The 15,924-nt window shown below is 64.2% G+C and carries 13 protein-coding genes; 9 read left to right on the forward strand and 4 right to left on the reverse strand.

The window, feature by feature from the left end; genetic code table 11:
* Positions 1–4: 4 nt before the first annotated feature.
* The 7 genes from HDE76_RS10530 to HDE76_RS10560 all read left to right on the forward strand — a co-directional run bounded on the left by HDE76_RS10530 (position 5) and on the right by HDE76_RS10560 (position 8,558).
* Positions 5–397 carry a PTS fructose IIA subunit family protein gene (locus tag HDE76_RS10530; RefSeq protein WP_179477655.1) on the forward strand — a complete coding sequence of 131 codons (393 nt, stop codon included), beginning with the start codon at positions 5–7 and terminating at the stop codon, positions 395–397.
* Between the two features lie 8 nt (positions 398–405).
* Entirely contained in the window at positions 406–675 is a 270-nt protein-coding gene (locus HDE76_RS10535) for an HPr family phosphocarrier protein (protein WP_179477656.1), read from the forward strand.
* A 246-nt stretch (positions 676–921) separates the two neighbouring features.
* A complete protein-coding gene (ptsP, locus tag HDE76_RS10540) occupies positions 922–2,685 on the forward strand; it encodes a phosphoenolpyruvate--protein phosphotransferase (RefSeq protein ID WP_184507204.1) in 1,764 nt (587 codons plus the stop codon).
* A 111-nt stretch (positions 2,686–2,796) separates the two neighbouring features.
* Positions 2,797–3,405 (forward strand): transcriptional repressor LexA, encoded by a 609-nt coding sequence (gene lexA / locus HDE76_RS10545; protein ID WP_184507207.1) that lies wholly within the window; start codon positions 2,797–2,799, stop codon positions 3,403–3,405.
* A complete protein-coding gene (gene imuA, locus HDE76_RS10550; RefSeq protein ID WP_184507210.1) occupies positions 3,405–4,040 on the forward strand; it encodes a translesion DNA synthesis-associated protein ImuA in 636 nt (211 codons plus the stop codon). The genes lexA and imuA overlap by 1 nt, the downstream gene beginning before the upstream one ends.
* Positions 4,041–4,050: 10 nt before the next feature.
* A complete protein-coding gene (locus tag HDE76_RS10555) occupies positions 4,051–5,457 on the forward strand; it encodes a DNA polymerase Y family protein (protein WP_184507213.1) in 1,407 nt (468 codons plus the stop codon).
* Positions 5,454–8,558, forward strand: a complete 3,105-nt coding sequence (locus HDE76_RS10560) for an error-prone DNA polymerase (RefSeq protein ID WP_184507216.1) — start codon at positions 5,454–5,456, stop codon at positions 8,556–8,558. The genes HDE76_RS10555 and HDE76_RS10560 overlap by 4 nt, the downstream gene beginning before the upstream one ends.
* A 13-nt stretch (positions 8,559–8,571) precedes the next feature.
* On the opposite strand, the gene HDE76_RS10565 is transcribed toward HDE76_RS10560, so the two are convergent.
* On the reverse strand, positions 8,572–9,459 hold the full coding sequence (locus HDE76_RS10565) for a LysR family transcriptional regulator (protein WP_184507219.1): 888 nt from the start codon (positions 9,457–9,459) through the stop codon (positions 8,572–8,574).
* 87 nt (positions 9,460–9,546) lie between these two features.
* Between HDE76_RS10565 and HDE76_RS10570 the strand changes: the two genes are divergently transcribed.
* Positions 9,547–10,584, forward strand: coding sequence for a YeiH family protein (locus HDE76_RS10570; protein ID WP_184507222.1), 1,038 nt, complete (start codon positions 9,547–9,549; stop codon positions 10,582–10,584).
* Between the two features lie 298 nt (positions 10,585–10,882).
* Here HDE76_RS10570 and HDE76_RS10575 read toward each other — a convergent pair whose 3' ends face one another.
* Positions 10,883–11,716: a helix-turn-helix transcriptional regulator gene (locus HDE76_RS10575; protein ID WP_184507225.1), complete on the reverse strand. Its 834-nt coding sequence runs from the start codon at positions 11,714–11,716 to the stop codon at positions 10,883–10,885.
* Between the two features lie 129 nt (positions 11,717–11,845).
* Between HDE76_RS10575 and HDE76_RS10580 the strand changes: the two genes are divergently transcribed.
* Positions 11,846–13,042, forward strand: coding sequence for an FAD-dependent monooxygenase (locus HDE76_RS10580; RefSeq protein ID WP_184507228.1), 1,197 nt, complete (start codon positions 11,846–11,848; stop codon positions 13,040–13,042).
* Positions 13,043–13,257: 215 nt separating this feature from the next.
* Here HDE76_RS10580 and tsaB read toward each other — a convergent pair whose 3' ends face one another.
* A complete protein-coding gene (gene tsaB, locus HDE76_RS10585; protein WP_184507231.1) occupies positions 13,258–13,950 on the reverse strand; it encodes a tRNA (adenosine(37)-N6)-threonylcarbamoyltransferase complex dimerization subunit type 1 TsaB in 693 nt (230 codons plus the stop codon).
* On the reverse strand, positions 13,947–15,329 hold the full coding sequence (gene creD / locus HDE76_RS10590; RefSeq protein ID WP_179477667.1) for a cell envelope integrity protein CreD: 1,383 nt from the start codon (positions 15,327–15,329) through the stop codon (positions 13,947–13,949). Before creD ends, tsaB begins: the two co-directional genes overlap by 4 nt.
* Between the last annotated feature and the right edge of the window lie 595 nt (positions 15,330–15,924).

A 15,924-nucleotide genomic window follows, 5' to 3' on the forward strand; every position in this document is an offset into this window, starting at 1 on the left:
CGGCATGAACGTCAGCGTGCTTTTGATGACACACGAAGCGGTCGGCAATGCGCTGATCGCCGCCGCGCATCACGTCATGCCCAAACTGCCGCTGCAAGTTGCTGCGGTGGAGGTTCCGCCGCAGGCCGACCCGGACGTGATGCGAACACTCACCGCACGCCACGCGCGCGAACTCGATCACGGCGACGGTGTCCTAGTGCTGGCCGATCTGTATGGCGCTACGCCATGCAACATCGGTCTCTCGCTCGGCGCACTCGGCGTGCACCTGCGCTGCGTGTCCGGACTCAACCTGCCGATGCTGTTGCGTGTCCTCAATTACGCCGACAAACCGCTGGACGAACTGGCCGAGATCGCGGCCAGCGGCGGACGCGGCGGAATCTTTATCGACCATGCCTGATTTTATTTATGCTTGAACAAGAAATCGTGGTTTCCAACAAGCTTGGCCTGCATGCGCGCGCATCGGCCAAGCTGGTGCAGCTTGTTCAGGGGTTCAAGGCGACCGTGTGGCTGGTCAGCCGCGGTCGCGAAGTCAATGCCCAGAGCATCATGGGCGTGATGATGCTGGCCGCCGGCATCGGCACGCCGCTGATCATTCGCGCCGACGGCGCGGACGAGCAGGCCGCCGTCACCGCCGTGGCGGATCTGTTTGCGCGCAAGTTCGACGAAGGAGCATGAGGTGAAGCAGGGAACGGGAAACCACCCGAGGTGGCCCAGCAGGGAACAGGGAATGGGAAACGGCACGCATAAGGCGTGTTTGAGACCCTGCGCTTTTTTTCTTACCTATCCGAAGCTGCCCCGCTCCTCCTTTATGCTTAACGTTCCCCATTCCCCGTTACTCGCGGCTTCGCCACTCGCCCTTCGGGCCGCCTTTGGCGTTCGCGCTGCGCGCGTCCCTGTTCCCCGCGCGGCGAGTGCCGCGCCATGAGGCACGTCCTCAGCGGCACCATCGCGGCGCACGGCATGGCGCTGGGTCGCGCGCGTCTGGTGCAGCCGAGCCGCTACAGCGTCGACACCCGACCGCTGGCCGAGGACGAAGTCGAGGAACAGATCGAACTGCTGCACCGCGCGCTCGATACCGCGCGGCAGGAACTGCGCGAACTGCGCGGCAAGCTGCACGGCGCACTGGCACGCGAGGTCAACGAGTTCATCGACGCGCACAGCCTGCTGCTGGACGATGCCGAACTGCTGCGCGGTCTGGACGACATGGTGCGCATCGGCCACTACCGTCCTGGCGCCGCGCTGAAAAAACAGCGCGATCGTTTGTCCGCCGTGTTCGAGGCGATGGACGATCCCTACCTGCGCAGCCGCAAGGAAGACATCGAGCAGGTCATCAACCGGGTGATCTCCGCGCTGCAGCGCCAGACCAGCCCCGAAGAACGCAAACTTGCTGCACGCGTCGGCGAAATCCTTATTGCCGACAGCATCGCGCCGGGCGACATGGCGCAGCTGGCCGGCAACGGTCTGCTCGGCGTGGTCGGCAGTTCCGGCAGCCCGTATTCGCACAGCGCGATTCTCGCCCGCAGCCTCGGCCTGCCGATGCTGGTGGGCACGCGCGACGCGCTGTCGACCATTCACGACGACGACCTGATCCTGCTCGACGCCGAGCGCGGCGAGGCGATCGTTCATCCTACCGCGCAGGACTTGTCGCGCTACCGCGCCTGGCAGCGCGAAGCGGCGATCGAGGGCCGACGCCTGGCCATGCTGGCCAATGCGCCCACGCGCACCCGCGACGGCATCGAGATCTGCCTGCTCGCCAACGCCGAAAGCGTCAGCGACGTGGCCGCCGCCCGCTCGCGCGGCGCCGACGGCGTAGGCCTTTACCGCACCGAATTCCTGTTCCTGCGCCACAAGGGTTTGCCGTCGGAAGACGAGCAGTTCATCGCCTATCGCGATCTGGTGATGGGCATGGGCGGTCTCCCCGTCACCATCCGCACGCTCGACCTCGGCGCCGACAAGGCCGATGCCGCGGGGCTAGTCGTGCGCGGCGAGGAAAACCCCGCGCTCGGCGTGCGCGGTGTGCGTCTGTCGCTGCGCTACCCGGCCGTGTTCACCACGCAGATCCGCGCGATCCTGCGCGCCGCCTGCTACGGCCCGGTGCGCGTGCTGGTGCCGATGGTTACCCAGCCCGACGAGCTGATCGCCGTGCGCACCCTGTTCCGGCTGGCTCGACAGGAGTTGAAACGCGAAAACGTCGACCTGCCGGAAAAGCTACCGCTGGGCGCGATGATCGAAGTGCCGGCCGCGGCGATCAACGTGCGTGCACTGCTGGAATACTCGGATTTTCTGGCCATCGGCACCAACGACCTGGCCCAGTACGTGCTCGCCGCCGATCGCGGCAACGACGCGCTGGAAAACATCTACAACCCGCTGCAGCCCGCGCTGCTGCGGCTGCTGTCGCACGTCATCAGCTCAGGTCGCCGCGCCAAAAAACCGGTCAGCCTGTGCGGGGAGATCGCGGGCGACGTGAACTTCACTGCGCTGCTGCTGGTGCTGGGCCTGTGCGAATTCAGCATGCACCCCACACAGATTTTGCACGTGCGCGACCGCCTGGCCACGCTCGACCATGCCCATCTGCGCCGTCAGGCTTCGCGCCTGCTGCGCGCGCATACGCACGAACAGGCCGAGGCGCTGATGAATGAAATTCTCGGTGAATGCCTGGCCCCGGCAGATCGCGCGCTGAGCTGAGCGCCGACCGCAGAGCGATCAAAGCACGTACGCGTGCGGCTTCCCGATCACGATTTCCTTGTCTGCCCGTCACTTGCATAATCGACGCCGGACGGTACTAATATTAGTACCATGTCACTCTCGCCTACCCAGCAAACCTTGCTCGATTACCTGCGCGAACACATCAATGCGCAGGGCTACCCTCCTTCGCAAATGGAAATTGCCGCGGCGCTGGGCTTTCGGCAGAACCGCTCGGCGCGACTGCATCTGGAAGCACTGGCCAAGGCCGGACATATCGAATGGTTGGGCGGTCAGGCGCGCGGCATCCGGCTGATCAACCGTCAGACGCCGGCCAAAATAATGCAGGTGCCCCTGCTCGGCCGAGTGGCGGCGGGCAAACCGATCGCCTCGGATGCCGAGGTGCGTCGCCAGGTTTCGCTGGATGCCGCGCTGTTTCAACTTCGGCCCGATTACCTGCTGGAAGTGCTCGGCGAATCGATGCTGCTCGATGGCATTTTGCCGCATGACCTGATCGGCGTGCACCGCACGCCAGAAGCGCGCAGCGGCCAGACCGTGGTGGCACGGCTCGATGGCGAGTTCACCGTCAAGCGACTGGAGCGCAAGGGATTGCGCATCCGCCTGCTGCCGCGCAATCCCGCGTTCGCCCCGATCGAGGTCGATCCGCGCAGCAACGACTTCGCCATCGAAGGCCTGTTCGCCGGCCTGATCAGGCCTGGCTGATGGCCAGCGTCGTTGCCCTCGACAGCCTGCTCGATTCGCGCCGGGTCTGGCGCGGCCAGCCACAGGCGCGCCCGACATCGAGGCAGCCGACCGGCTTTGCCGCGCTCGACGCCCAGCTGCCCAGCGGCGGCTGGCCGGAATCGGCGCTCAGTGAATTGCTGCTGCCGATGGACGGCATCGGCGAGCTGCGCCTGCTGTGGCCCACGCTGGCGCGGCTATCGCAAGCCGGCGACGCCTCATCCGATGAAAAAATCGTGCTGATCGCCCCGCCCTACCTGCCGTTTGCCAGCGCCTGGGCAAATGCCGGCGTCCGCCTGGAGAGGCTGCAGATCGTGCTGGCCCAGCCGCGCGACGTACTGTGGGCGACCGAGCAATGCCTGCGCTCGGCGGCGTGTGCGGCCGTGCTGTGCTGGCCGCTGCAGGCCGACGATCGCGCGCTGCGTCGGCTGCAGGTGGCCGCAGAAACCGGGCAGTGTCTTGGCTTTGCCTTGCGCGATGCCAAAGCTGCGGCCAACCCGTCACCGGCGGCCCTGCGCATCGTCATCGATACCGCACCGGCGCAGCTGCGCGTCATCAAATGCCGCGGCGGCAATCCGCCGACGCAGCCGCTGCCGCTTTCCGCACTCGCACATTGAGGCCGACGCCATGCTGTGGGCCTGCATTTTGCTGCCGCAACTGGCGCTCGACGGCGTCCTTCGCCGACACGCCGCACCCGACCTGCCGCTGGCGCTGATCAGCGGCCCCTCGCAGCGGCGCGTGCTGCAGGCCGTCAACGAGGCCGCCGAAGCCGAAGGGCTGCAGGCCGGCCAGCCGCTGACCACGGCACAGACGCTTTGCCATCACTTTGCCAAGGTCGACTACGACAGCGCCGCGATCGAGCGCACGCACGATTTCCTCGCTGCCTGGGCGTACCGCTACGGTTCGCTGGTCAGCCGCAGCCTGCCCTCGACGCTGCTGCTGGAAGTCGAGGCCAGCTTCAAACTGTTCGGCCCTTGGCCACGGCTGGAAGCGCGCCTGCGCCACGACCTTTCCGAGCTGGGCTTCCGCCACCGCATCGTACTGGCGCCTAATCCCTGGGCCGCGCGCGCGCTGGTGAACCGGCACGATGGCCTGGCCATCAGCCAGGAAGCCCCGCTGCAGAAGGCGCTGGGCCAGCTACCGATCGATGCCAGTGGCCTGCCGCTCGATGTCTGCGAAAGCCTGGGCCGGATGGGCCTGCGCAGGCTGCAACAGGTATTTGCCCTGCCGCGCGCGTCGCTGGGCAAGCGCGTCGGTGCGCCGGCGCTGCAGCAGCTCGATCGCCTCACCGGCGCACTGGCCACGCCGCTGCCGTATTTCCAGCCTGCCGATATGTTCGAGGCGCGCATCGAGTTCAACTACGACGTTACGTCCAGCCAGGCGCTGCTGTTTCCGCTGCGTCGGCTGATCGACGATATGGCCGTCTATCTGGCCGGTCGCGACGGCGGCGTGCAGCAGTTCCTGCTGCGACTGGAGCACGATCGAGGTCCGGTCACCGACGTGCGCATCGGCCTGCTGGCGGCCGAACGCGATCCGGCGATGCTGTTCGAATTCGCACGCGGACGGCTGGAACCGCTGACGCTGAGCGCATCGGTCGGCGCGATGCAACTGATCGCGACCGAACTGCCGCCTTTTGTGCCGGCCGCACGCGATCTGTTCGATGCACGACCACAGCAGGCCATGCCCTGGCAACAGCTGCGCGAACGGCTGCGCGCGCGGCTCGGCGATGACGCCGTGCATGGGCTGGCCGTGCGCGCCGATCACCGGCCCGAACGGTCGTGGCAAATAGACGTCCAAACCAAATCACTGCCGACGTCCCTTCCGCGACCGGGCTGGCTGCTTAAACAGCCCGTACCGCTACGCGATCATCGCCTGCGCGTTCTGGCCGGTCCCGAACGCATCGAGAGCGGCTGGTGGGAGGCCGACGTGCGCCGCGATTACTACGTGGTGGAAACCAGCATGGGCCAACGCGCGTGGGCCTACAGGCCGGCCGGCGAGCTGGGCGAATTCATGCTGCACGGCTGGTTTGCGTGAGCTTGCCGCTGCCCGACTATGCCGAGCTGCACTGCCTGTCGGCTTTCAGCTTCCAGCGCGGCGCGTCGGTGGCGATCGAACTGTTCGAACGTGCCAAGGCACTGGGCTATCACGCACTGGCGATCACCGACGACGGATCGCTGGCCGGCATCGTGCGCGCGCTGCAGGCCTCGCGCAAGACGGACATGAAACTGATCGTCGGCAGCGAAGTGCAGCTGGACGATGGCCCCAAGCTGGTGCTGCTGGTGGCATCGCAGGCCGGCTACACGCGACTTTGCCAGCTGCTCACTTTGGCGCGTCGGCGCGCGCCGAAAGGCCACTATCAGCTGCGCCGCGAGGATGTGACGGATACCGATGGCCTGCTGGCCTTGTGGCTTCCTCCCGAGGAAAGAGATGCCGCGCGCGACGACGCTCACGGTGCATGGATCGCCTCGCGCTTCCCCGATCGCGGCTGGCTCGCCATCGAACTGCATCGTGGCGCCGACGATGCAACCAGGCTCGCCCGGCTGCAGGCACTCGGCGAACGCCTGCAGCTGCCGCTGGTCGCCAGTGGCGATGTGCACATGCACGTGCGCTCGCGCCGCGCACTGCAGGACACGCTCACCGCGATCCGTTACAAGACCACCGTGGCTGAGGCAGGACACCGCCTGTTCGCCAACGGTGAACGCCATCTGCGCACGCGCAAGGCTCTGGCCGCGATCTATCCACCGCAGCTGCTGGCGCAAAGCGTGGCGGTTGCCGATCGCTGCCAGTTCCGGCTGGAGGATCTGAAATACGCCTATCCCCGCGAGCTGGTGCCCGAGGGCCACGACCCGAATAGCTGGCTGCGCCATCTCACGACAGCAGGCGAACGCTGGCGCTGGCCGAAGGGCACGCCCGACAAGGCGCGCCAACAGATCGAGCACGAGCTGGCGCTGATCACGGAAAAGAAATACGCCTCGTACTTTCTGACCGTGCACGACATCGTGAACTTTGCACACAGGGAAAAAATCCTCTGCCAAGGCCGCGGGTCGGCGGCCAACTCGGTCGTCTGCTATGTGCTCGGCATCACCGCGATCGATCCCACGCAGATGGAGATGCTGTTCGAGCGCTTCATCTCCAGCGAGCGCGACGAGCCGCCGGATATCGACGTGGATTTCGAACATGAGCGGCGCGAGGAAGTGCTGCAATACGTGTTCAACCGCTACGGCCGCGATCGTGCTGCGCTCACGGCGGTCGCCACGCAGTACCGCGGCCGCGGCGCCGTGCGCGATGTGGCGCGGGCGCTGGGTTTGTCATCCGATCTGGCCGGCGAACTGGCCGCCACCATGGACCGCTGGAGCGAAGAAGCGCCGATCCCGGCGTATCTGCGCGAGTGCGGCTTCGATCCGGATTCGCCGCTGCTGCGTCAGGTGATCGCGCTGACCACCGAGCTGATCGGTTTTCCGCATTATCTGTCGCAGCATCCAGGCGGCTTCGTGATTTCCGAGCATCCGCTGTCGACCCTGGTGCCGGTGGAGAACGCGGCGATGGAAAACCGCACGGTCATCCAGTGGGACAAGGACGACCTGGACGTGATGCGCATGCTCAAGGTCGACTGCCTCGCGCTCGGCATGCTCACCGCGGTGCGCAAGACACTGGCGCTTTTGCGCGAACACGGCCGCGGCGACCACACGATGGAAAGCATCCCGCCGGACGACTCGGATACCTACGCCATGATCAGTCGCGCCGATACGGTCGGCGTGTTCCAGATCGAATCGCGCGCACAGATGGCTATGCTGCCGCGGCTGAAACCAGCCAACTATTACGACCTGGTGATCGAAGTGGCGATTGTGCGCCCCGGCCCGATCCAGGGCGACATGGTGCATCCCTACCTGCGCCGACGTAACGGACAGGAGCCGGTGGTCTACCCCTCGAAAAAATTGGAGACGGTGCTGAAGCGCACGCTGGGCGTACCGCTGTTTCAAGAGCAGGTGATGCAGATCGCCATCGCCGCGGCCGATTACTCGCCCGGCGAAGCCGATCAGCTGCGACGCTCGATGGCGGCGTGGAAGCGCCACGGCGGACTGGAGTCGCATCGCGAAAAGCTGCTCGCCGGCATGCTGAAAAATGGCTACACCGCCGACTTCGCCGAGCGCCTGTTCGAACAGATCAAGGGCTTCGGCAGCTACGGCTTTCCCGAATCGCACGCCGCCAGCTTTGCACTGATCGTCTATGTCAGCAGCTGGCTGAAATGCCACGAGCCGGCCGCCTTCGCCTGCGCGCTGATCAACTCCGCGCCGATGGGTTTCTATTCGCCGGACCAGCTGCTGCAGGATGCTAAACGTCACGGCATCCGCGTGCTGCCGGTGGACGTACGCCACAGCCACTGGGACTGCACGCTGCAGAATCACGTCGACCGCCACATGCAACCGGCGATCCGCATGGGCCTGCGCCTGATCAATGGTCTGCATCCGGCGACGGCCGAAAAAATCGCGCTCCAACGCGAACAGCGGCCCTTCGTCGATGTCGCCGATCTTTGCGCACGCACGCAGATCGATCGACGCCAGCAGTCGCTGCTGGCCGATGCCGGCGCCTTGCGCGGACTGGCCGGCCATCGCCACCGCGCGCGCTGGGCCATCGCCGCAGTGGAGTCGTCGCTGCCGCTGTTCGCCCATCTGCCGGCTCAAGCCGAGCCCGAGTCCGTCGTACTGCCTGTGCCCACCGCCTGCGAGGACATGCGCGCCGACTACCTGCTCACCGGCACCACGCTAGGCCAGCACCCGCTGGCCTTTTTGCGGCCCGAATTGCAACGGCGGCGCTATCGCGATTCATCGGAACTGGGCACGATACCCAACGGCAGGCACATCCGCGTGGCCGGCATGGTGACCCTGCGGCAGCGGCCGCAGACAGCCAGCGGCGTGATTTTTCTCACCCTGGAAGACGAATACGGCCTCACCAATGTCGTGGTGTGGACCAGCGTCTCCGAACGCCAGCGCCGCGTGCTGCTGCAATCGAACCTGCTGGCCGTGCACGGTTACCTGGAAAGCCAGCATGGCGTGCAGCACCTGATCGCGCAGCGGCTGGAAGACATCACGCCGATGCTCGGCTCGCTCGACGTCAAGTCGCGCGATTTTCACTGAAGCGACCGGCCCATCAGCGTTTGGGCGCGACACTTTCCAGAAAGGCATCCAGCAGCACGCCGCGGTATTTCTGCCGGTGCAGCACGATCGAAAGCTTGCGCTGCAGATCGAGGAACGGCGTCTTCAGGGCCTTCAATCGGCCCGCAGCCAACGCATCGATGACCGCCACGGCAGGCAGAAAAGCGATGCCCAGACCGGCCACCACGCTTTGCTTGATCGCCTCGATCTGGTCGAGTTCCAGCACCGTTTCTCCGGGCGGCAGCTGCGCCATCACGCGTTCGCTGATCGTGCGCGTGGCCGAGCCCGGCTCGCGCATGACCCAGCGCGCGCCGGAAAAATTCGCCGGCTTCAGGCCGCGCTTGCGCGCCAGCGGATGATCCGGCGGCGCGCATACCACCAGCACGTCATCGCGCCATGGCCGCACCTCCAGCAGAGGATGCGTCACCGGGCCTTCGACACAGCCGACATCGAGACTGTGATCGAGCACGCCCGCGGCGATGGTTTCGGTATTCGCCACGCGCAGCCGTATCGCCACCTGCGCATGGCTGCGCACAAAGGCGCCCAGCAGTTCGCCGACGCGGTAGTTGCCTACGGTATTGCTGGCACCGATGCGCAGCTCGCCGGCCAGAGTCGCCGCCCCTACGCTGCCGCGACGGCCGAACTCGGCGTGGCGCTCCAGCAGCTCCTGCGCCAGCGGCAGCAGCTCGCGGCCACGCGCATTCAGCCGCAGACGACCACGCTCGCGCGCAAACACCGGCGCATCGAGCTGACGCTCCATTTCCGCCAGCGCCATGCTGGCGGCCGGCTGGGTCAGGTGCAGGCGCTCCGCCGCCGCACGCACGCTGCCGTGCAGAGCGATCTGCACAAATACCTCAAGCTGGCGCGGGCTGATATTGATCATAAGTCAATCTTATCGCTTCCATCAGATATTCCAAGTTTTCCTGATGGATGACGGCGAGGACAATGGCGCATCCCAAGGACACACGTCATGAACGCCCAGGTCATCCACGCCCAGCCCACGCCGCAGCACTCGATTGTCTCCGGCATTGCCCTGGCGGCCGGCATTGCGCTGGTGGCGCTCTGGTTAGGGCACCTGCTGCCGTTGGTCGGCGGGCCGGTTATCGGCATCGTGCTGGGCATCGTTGTCGGCAATCTGACCTCGCCGGGCGCGCACTTTCGGCCGGGCATCGCCTTTGCCGGCAAGTATGTGCTGCAGTGCTCGATCATCGCGCTGGGGTTCGGCCTGAGCCTGAGTCAGGTGGCGAAAACCGGGCTGCAGTCGCTCTCTGTCACGCTGGTGACGATGACCGTGGCGTTTCTTTCGGCATGGCTGCTCGGCGGCTGGCTGGGCGTGCACGACAAGCTGAAAATCTTGATCGGCGTGGGTACGGCGATCTGCGGCGGCTCGGCGATTGCCGCCGTCACCCCTATCATCCGCCCGGAAGATCACGACACTGCCTTCGCCATCTCGACCATCTTCCTGTTCAATCTGGTCGCCGTGCTGCTGTTTCCGCTACTCGGTCATCTGATGCACCTGTCGGATCTCGGCTTCGGCCTGTGGGCCGGCACCGCGATCAACGACACCTCCTCGGTAGTCGCCGCCGGCTACAGCTACAGCAAGACCGCCGGCGACTTCGCCACCATCGTCAAGCTGACCCGCGCGACGCTGATTATTCCCATCTGCCTGGTGCTGGCCTTCGTGGTCGCCGCCCGCGAAAAGCGCCACGCGGCGAAGACCGGCAGCGCCAGCAACTTCAGCCTCGCCAAAATCTTTCCCTGGTTCATCCTGTGGTTTCTGGTGGCCTCCGGCATCCGCACCGCCGGCCTGATTCCTACAGCCATCCAGCCGTCCATTCACTTCGCCGCCGAATTCCTGATCATCGTGGCGCTCACCGCCATCGGCCTGTCCGCCAATCTGCGCCGCATGGCCGCCAGCGGCATCAAGCCCATCCTGCTGGGACTCGGCGTCTGGGTGGCGGTCGCCGTCAGCAGTTTGCTGGTGCAGCGTGTGATCGGACAGCTTTGAAAGCCCGCCGGCGGCCCATGCTCTAACGACGCCCAAAACGTTGAATGGACGGTGCTGAATTCACTTACTCCTGCATCGATCGTCCGAGCGCCATCGAGTGAGCATCGACTATTCTCGGCCACTAGCGGCCGGTCGTGAGCGACCGCGTTAGGGCCGTCTATTCGCGCGTAGACGTGCATAGTGTTCGATCAAGCTCGGCACTCGGCACCCACGCTGCGCCGAGGCTTGCAAGGAACCTGTCGACACATATCACCCTAGGGCTGAGAGACACCAGGAGGTGATGAGCCATCTCAGAGCGTCAACCGTTAGATTTCAAGTAACGTCCGGGTGTTTCGCCAAGAACTTTGCGAAACATGACCACAAAATTGCTCGCGTTCTCGTAGCCCAGACCGTCGGCGACATCTTGGACGGTCGCGCCCTTGGCCATCCATTGCAGGGCTAGCAGGATATGAAGTTGCCTGCGCCAGCGTCCGAAACTCATGCCGGTTTCCCGGGATACGACGCGTGAGAGCGTGCGCGAACTCATGCCCATTCGCTGTGCCCACGAGTCGATGCTTGCCGGCTCGGACGGACTCGCCATGATCCACTCGACCAATTTGCGCAGCCGCTTGTCTTTCGGCAAGGGAAGATGCACTCGCCCGGGCTGCGCCAAAGCCATTTCGTCGAGAAGAAGCGTCATCACCCTCGACGCCATGCCCCCTTCTTCGTAACGCATAGGCAATGCCGCTGAACGGATGATCAACTCGCGCAGCAGTGGCGTCGTCGACAAGGTGCAGCAATCTCGCGGCAACGCGTTGCCCGCCGCAGGGTCGACATAGACCACGTAACACTCGATCGTGCCGGCGGCCTCCATTCGATGCTGCACCCCGCCGGGTACCCAAATGGCGCTTCCCGGCGGCACAAGCCAGAAGCCGCCGGCGACCTCGCAGGTGAGCACTCCGCGCATCCAAAGCAGGAACTGACCTTTTCGATGGTGGTGGAAGTCCGCTTCCTTGCGGCTGTCGATCTGATGCGTGTCGTCGTTGCCTGTGACAGCCATATCCACGCCTGCGGCACCAAGAGTGATCACGGGCCTCGGGACGAAGTCAGGATCCTCCCAATCGATGGACGAAGCGTCGCTGAGAACAGGCATTGGCAACTTCCAAAGACGATGGATCATTGTGGCAAAAATTCAATATGCGATGGCATATTGGATCCTTTTTAGCCAACACGTGGTGCGCCTAACATGGGCGCTGAAATCACAACCACGAGAGCTGTCACCATGAAACGATCGAAGAAAATCTTGATCTGCGGCGGCGGGATCGCGGGCCCAGCATGCGCCTGGTGGCTGACCAAATACGGCTTCTCGGTGGTTGTCGTCGAAAAGGCCACTGCGTTCAGGGACGGCGGGCAGAACGTCGACGTGAAGGGGGCTGGGCAGCAGGTCATCAACCTCATGGGTTTGACGGAGCAGATCGAGGCTCGCAACACGCTGGAATGCGGGCAGAAGTGGCTGGACGCGGCCGGCGAGGTGGTGGCAGTTTTTCCTAAGGGTGGCTTCGGCACTCTGACCAGCGATTTCGAAATCCTCCGAGGCGATTTCGCACGTGTTCTGTTCGATGCGACCCGCAGCACCTGCGAATACCGTTTTGGTACTTCCGTGGTTGGCATGGAAGAGAGAGAGGACGACGTGTGCGCGACCTTCGCCGATGGCTCAACAGAAGAGTTCGAGTTGGTGATTTGCGCCGACGGACTGAGCTCGTCGACGAGGGACTTGGCGCTTGCCCAGGAAACGCGACTGCGCTACCTCGGCGCCTACATGGCGTTCTTCAAGATTCCCCGACGTCCGGAAGACGACTTCTGGGCCTGCTCCGTCAACGGCATTGGCGGAACGATGATCAATCTTAGGCCTGGCGGCCCGACGGAGACTACCGTCCTGATTACCTTTCTGGCCAATGAGCCCGACCCGAAGAGACCGTCGACGGTCTCTCGGCGGGACATGCTTCGTGCAGCGCTGGAAGGCCGGGGCACCGTAGCCGATCGGATCGTCGGTGAACTAGGTGCCGTACAGGACTTCTACTTCGGACCGATGAGCCAGGTGCAAGCATCTACGTGGTCGAAAGGCAGACTGGTTTTGCTGGGCGATGCGGCGCATTGCCCGACGCCGTTCACAGGCAAGGGCACTGCCTTGGCTCTTGTGGGAGCCTACGTCCTGGCGGGGGAGATCAAGAAGTGCTCGACCCACACCAAAGCCTTCCAGACATATGAAAGCATCCTTCGCCCGTACGCCGAGCGTTCACAGCAGGAGCTGAGCCCTCGACTCATTCGACTCATGCACGTGAAGACGCGGTTCGGAATCTCCGTCGCTCGTATCGTGCAACGGTTCTTCGGCAGCGCGCTGATCCAATCGCTGTTGAAGCCGAGCACCGCAGCTAAGGCCCGCAAGATCGATGAGGACTTCGCGCTCCCAGTCTATTGATGAAAGCGCCGGAGCGTGACTATCCGAGTGCTGCTGTACCTACCGTACCGAAGTTGGATCACGTGTTTACTGTTACCGCTCCCCATGAGCGGCCGCCGTGCCGCGACGAATCCGAGGAATCGAATGTCGCTAATGTGTCGAAAGCGGTCACCACAACTCCATTTCAGCGCTCGGAATTTTGTCCCATCCGACCTTTTTGTACCTCATAGAAGCACTCAGGCCCTGCCCTGCTCCACCAACGTCAGCGCCACCTTGTCGCGCAGATAGACAGGCAGCGCGAGTTCGGGGGCGTGGATACGCCCGGCGTTGAACTCCTGCATCGCCAGTTCGGCAACGTGCGCGGCCTGCGGGTAGCGGGCGCCATCGGCGGAGCGGAGCACGCCGGTGAAGCGCTCACTGAGAAGGGTGGAATACGTGGCCCAGCCGGTGCCGACGACTTGCCAGGTTGGTGCGTCGGGCAGCTGCAGGGATTCGGGCGTGCACACACGATCGTCGTCCAGCGCGATCAGGCCGCCGTTGTCATCGCGGCGATAGCAGGCCGCGTAGATTTCGCCCATGCGGGCATCGATGACGGCGAGGATGGCGGCGCCCTCGTCTTCGGGCGCTTCCAGCGCCAGCGCGGCCAGCGAGGAGATGGTGATCACCGGCAGGTCGAGCGCCAGCGCCATGCCCTGAGCCAGCGACACGCCGAGGCGGACGCCCGTGAAGGCGCCGGGACCGCGACCCACCGCGATGGCATCGAGCGCATGACGGCCGATGCCAGCCTCGGCCAGCAGGGCATCGGCCATTGGCAAGACCAGTTCGGTATGCCTGCGCGGGGCAATTTCGCTGCGCGCGATGATGTCCTGCCCATGGATCAAGGCAACGGAGCAGGCTTCGGTAGCGGTTTCGATGGCGAGAATGTTCATGGCTGCTCCATGATAACCGGCGGCGGTGTTGTCGGCGCCGATACGCTGGCAATGTGTGCGTACCAGTCGATGCGGCGGGTGAGATACATCATCAGCGCTACCATCGTCAGCAGCACCAGTGCGCCGATCAGCAGCGCGTACTGCTCTGCGGCGATCAGTGCGTACAGCATCACGTAGATCAGTCCGAGGACGGCGGCCAGCAAGGCACCCGCGCGTGCGGCGCGCAGCACGGCGGTAGCGTAGCCGCCCACGATCAGCACGACCGCGCTGGCCGCCAACGCGTAGGCCGCTGCAAAACCTATCTGCTCGGACAACGCCAGCAGCACGACATAGAACGTCGCCAGAGCAGCGCCGACCAGTAGATACTGCACCGGGTGCACTCGCAGCTTTTTCAACGTTTCGAATAGAAAGAACGCGACAAAGGTCATCGCAATGAAAAGCAGACCGTATTTGCCCGCCCGTTCATTGCGCTGATAAACATCCACTGGCTGATAAAGCTGCACGCCGAAAATGGAGGCCTGCAGTGCGCCAGTCATGTCCGCCGCACCATCGGTCCAGTGCTGACCGTAATTGCGGTTGAGATCGAGCATGTGCCAGTGTGCGCTGAAGCCGTGGGCATCTACCCGACGCTCCAACGGCAGCGCCGCACCGATAAAGCTGGGATCGCGCCACGGCGCATGCATCGTCACGTCGGTGCTGCGCGCCAGTGGAAGCAGCTGCAGCGATTGCGTACCTGCGAGCTTGAAGCTGATGTCGACCTGCAGCGGCTGATCCGTGACCTGAGGCCCCGTTGTCCCAGCCAGTGAATCCAGATCGACCGGCACGACGATGGTGGTCCATGCGCCGAGATGTTCCGCCGAAGAATCGAACCGCGCCGGCTTGCCGTTGACCAGCAGATGGGTCACCTGTTGCAGGCCGCGCAGATCGCTGATCGGTACACGCAATTCGGCCTTGCCGCCCTGCCACGGCGTGCCGACGGCCTGGCGCAGTTTCGCCAGATCATCGGCGCGATAGCTCGCATGCATCTGCACCGTGGCAACGAACACCGGTGCGCTGTAGATGCCGTAGCTGCGCTTCTCCACCGCCATCGCCACGTCCAGCGTCGTGCTGTCGGCCAGCATGCTTTGCGTACCGGCACGCCACTGCGCTGGGCTGCCGCTCGCGACCGGCAACGCCTCATGCGTCGGCACCACCAGCACAGGACTGCCCAGCACCTGCTCGCCGCCCCAACCCTGTGCAATTTGTGCAATCGCCTTTTCGCGCAGCTGCTGACGCTCGCTCACCAGCCCATTCACCTGCATCAGCGGTATCGTCATCAGCAGTGCCAACAAGGCGATACCCAGAACTTTCGCTGTTACCGTTTGCATCCATCCATTCATCGTGTCGATCTCCACGTGGGGAGCGTCGATCAGAACAGCCGGCGGAGGCGTACTTCAGGCAACGTCGGTGTTTTGCATGACGGCTGTGTGGCGCACGAAAGTCGAAAGACAAAGCATCGCGTATTCACGGCGACTCCATTGATCACCCCCATCCCTTCGACTTTGGCCCGCGGGTCCACGCTCAGGGTGAGCGGTAAAAATAAAATAAGTGCCGCAACTGCTCTGAGCTAAGGGCTTTGGCCTTGAATACTTAGCTTTCATAGCTTTTGCAGTTGATCTACCAAACCCCTATGCGGCGGTGAGGCGAGGTCGCCAGGCCCGCAAGGGGAATCGACATGGGTTTCGATTCCTTTTCGCCAGTACATGGACGTACTGGCGAAAAGCCAGACCTCGGCTCACGTACTTGGCGGGCGCAGCACGGCAAGCGCCAAGTGGGGTGGCCTTCTCTTTACTCCGGGCATCCTGCCCTTCGCCCTTCGGGCCAGCTTCGCTGTTCGCGCCGCTCCTGCGGCGCAGTGGCTACTTTCTCTTGTCCACGCAAGAGAAAGCTTTTGCTCTGGAAGTAATTTCAAACAAACCGGCCTCACCCGAGCAA

Origin of the sequence: Rhodanobacter sp. ANJX3 (genome assembly GCF_014200755.1) — a bacterium.
Taxonomy (GTDB): domain Bacteria; phylum Pseudomonadota; class Gammaproteobacteria; order Xanthomonadales; family Rhodanobacteraceae; genus Rhodanobacter.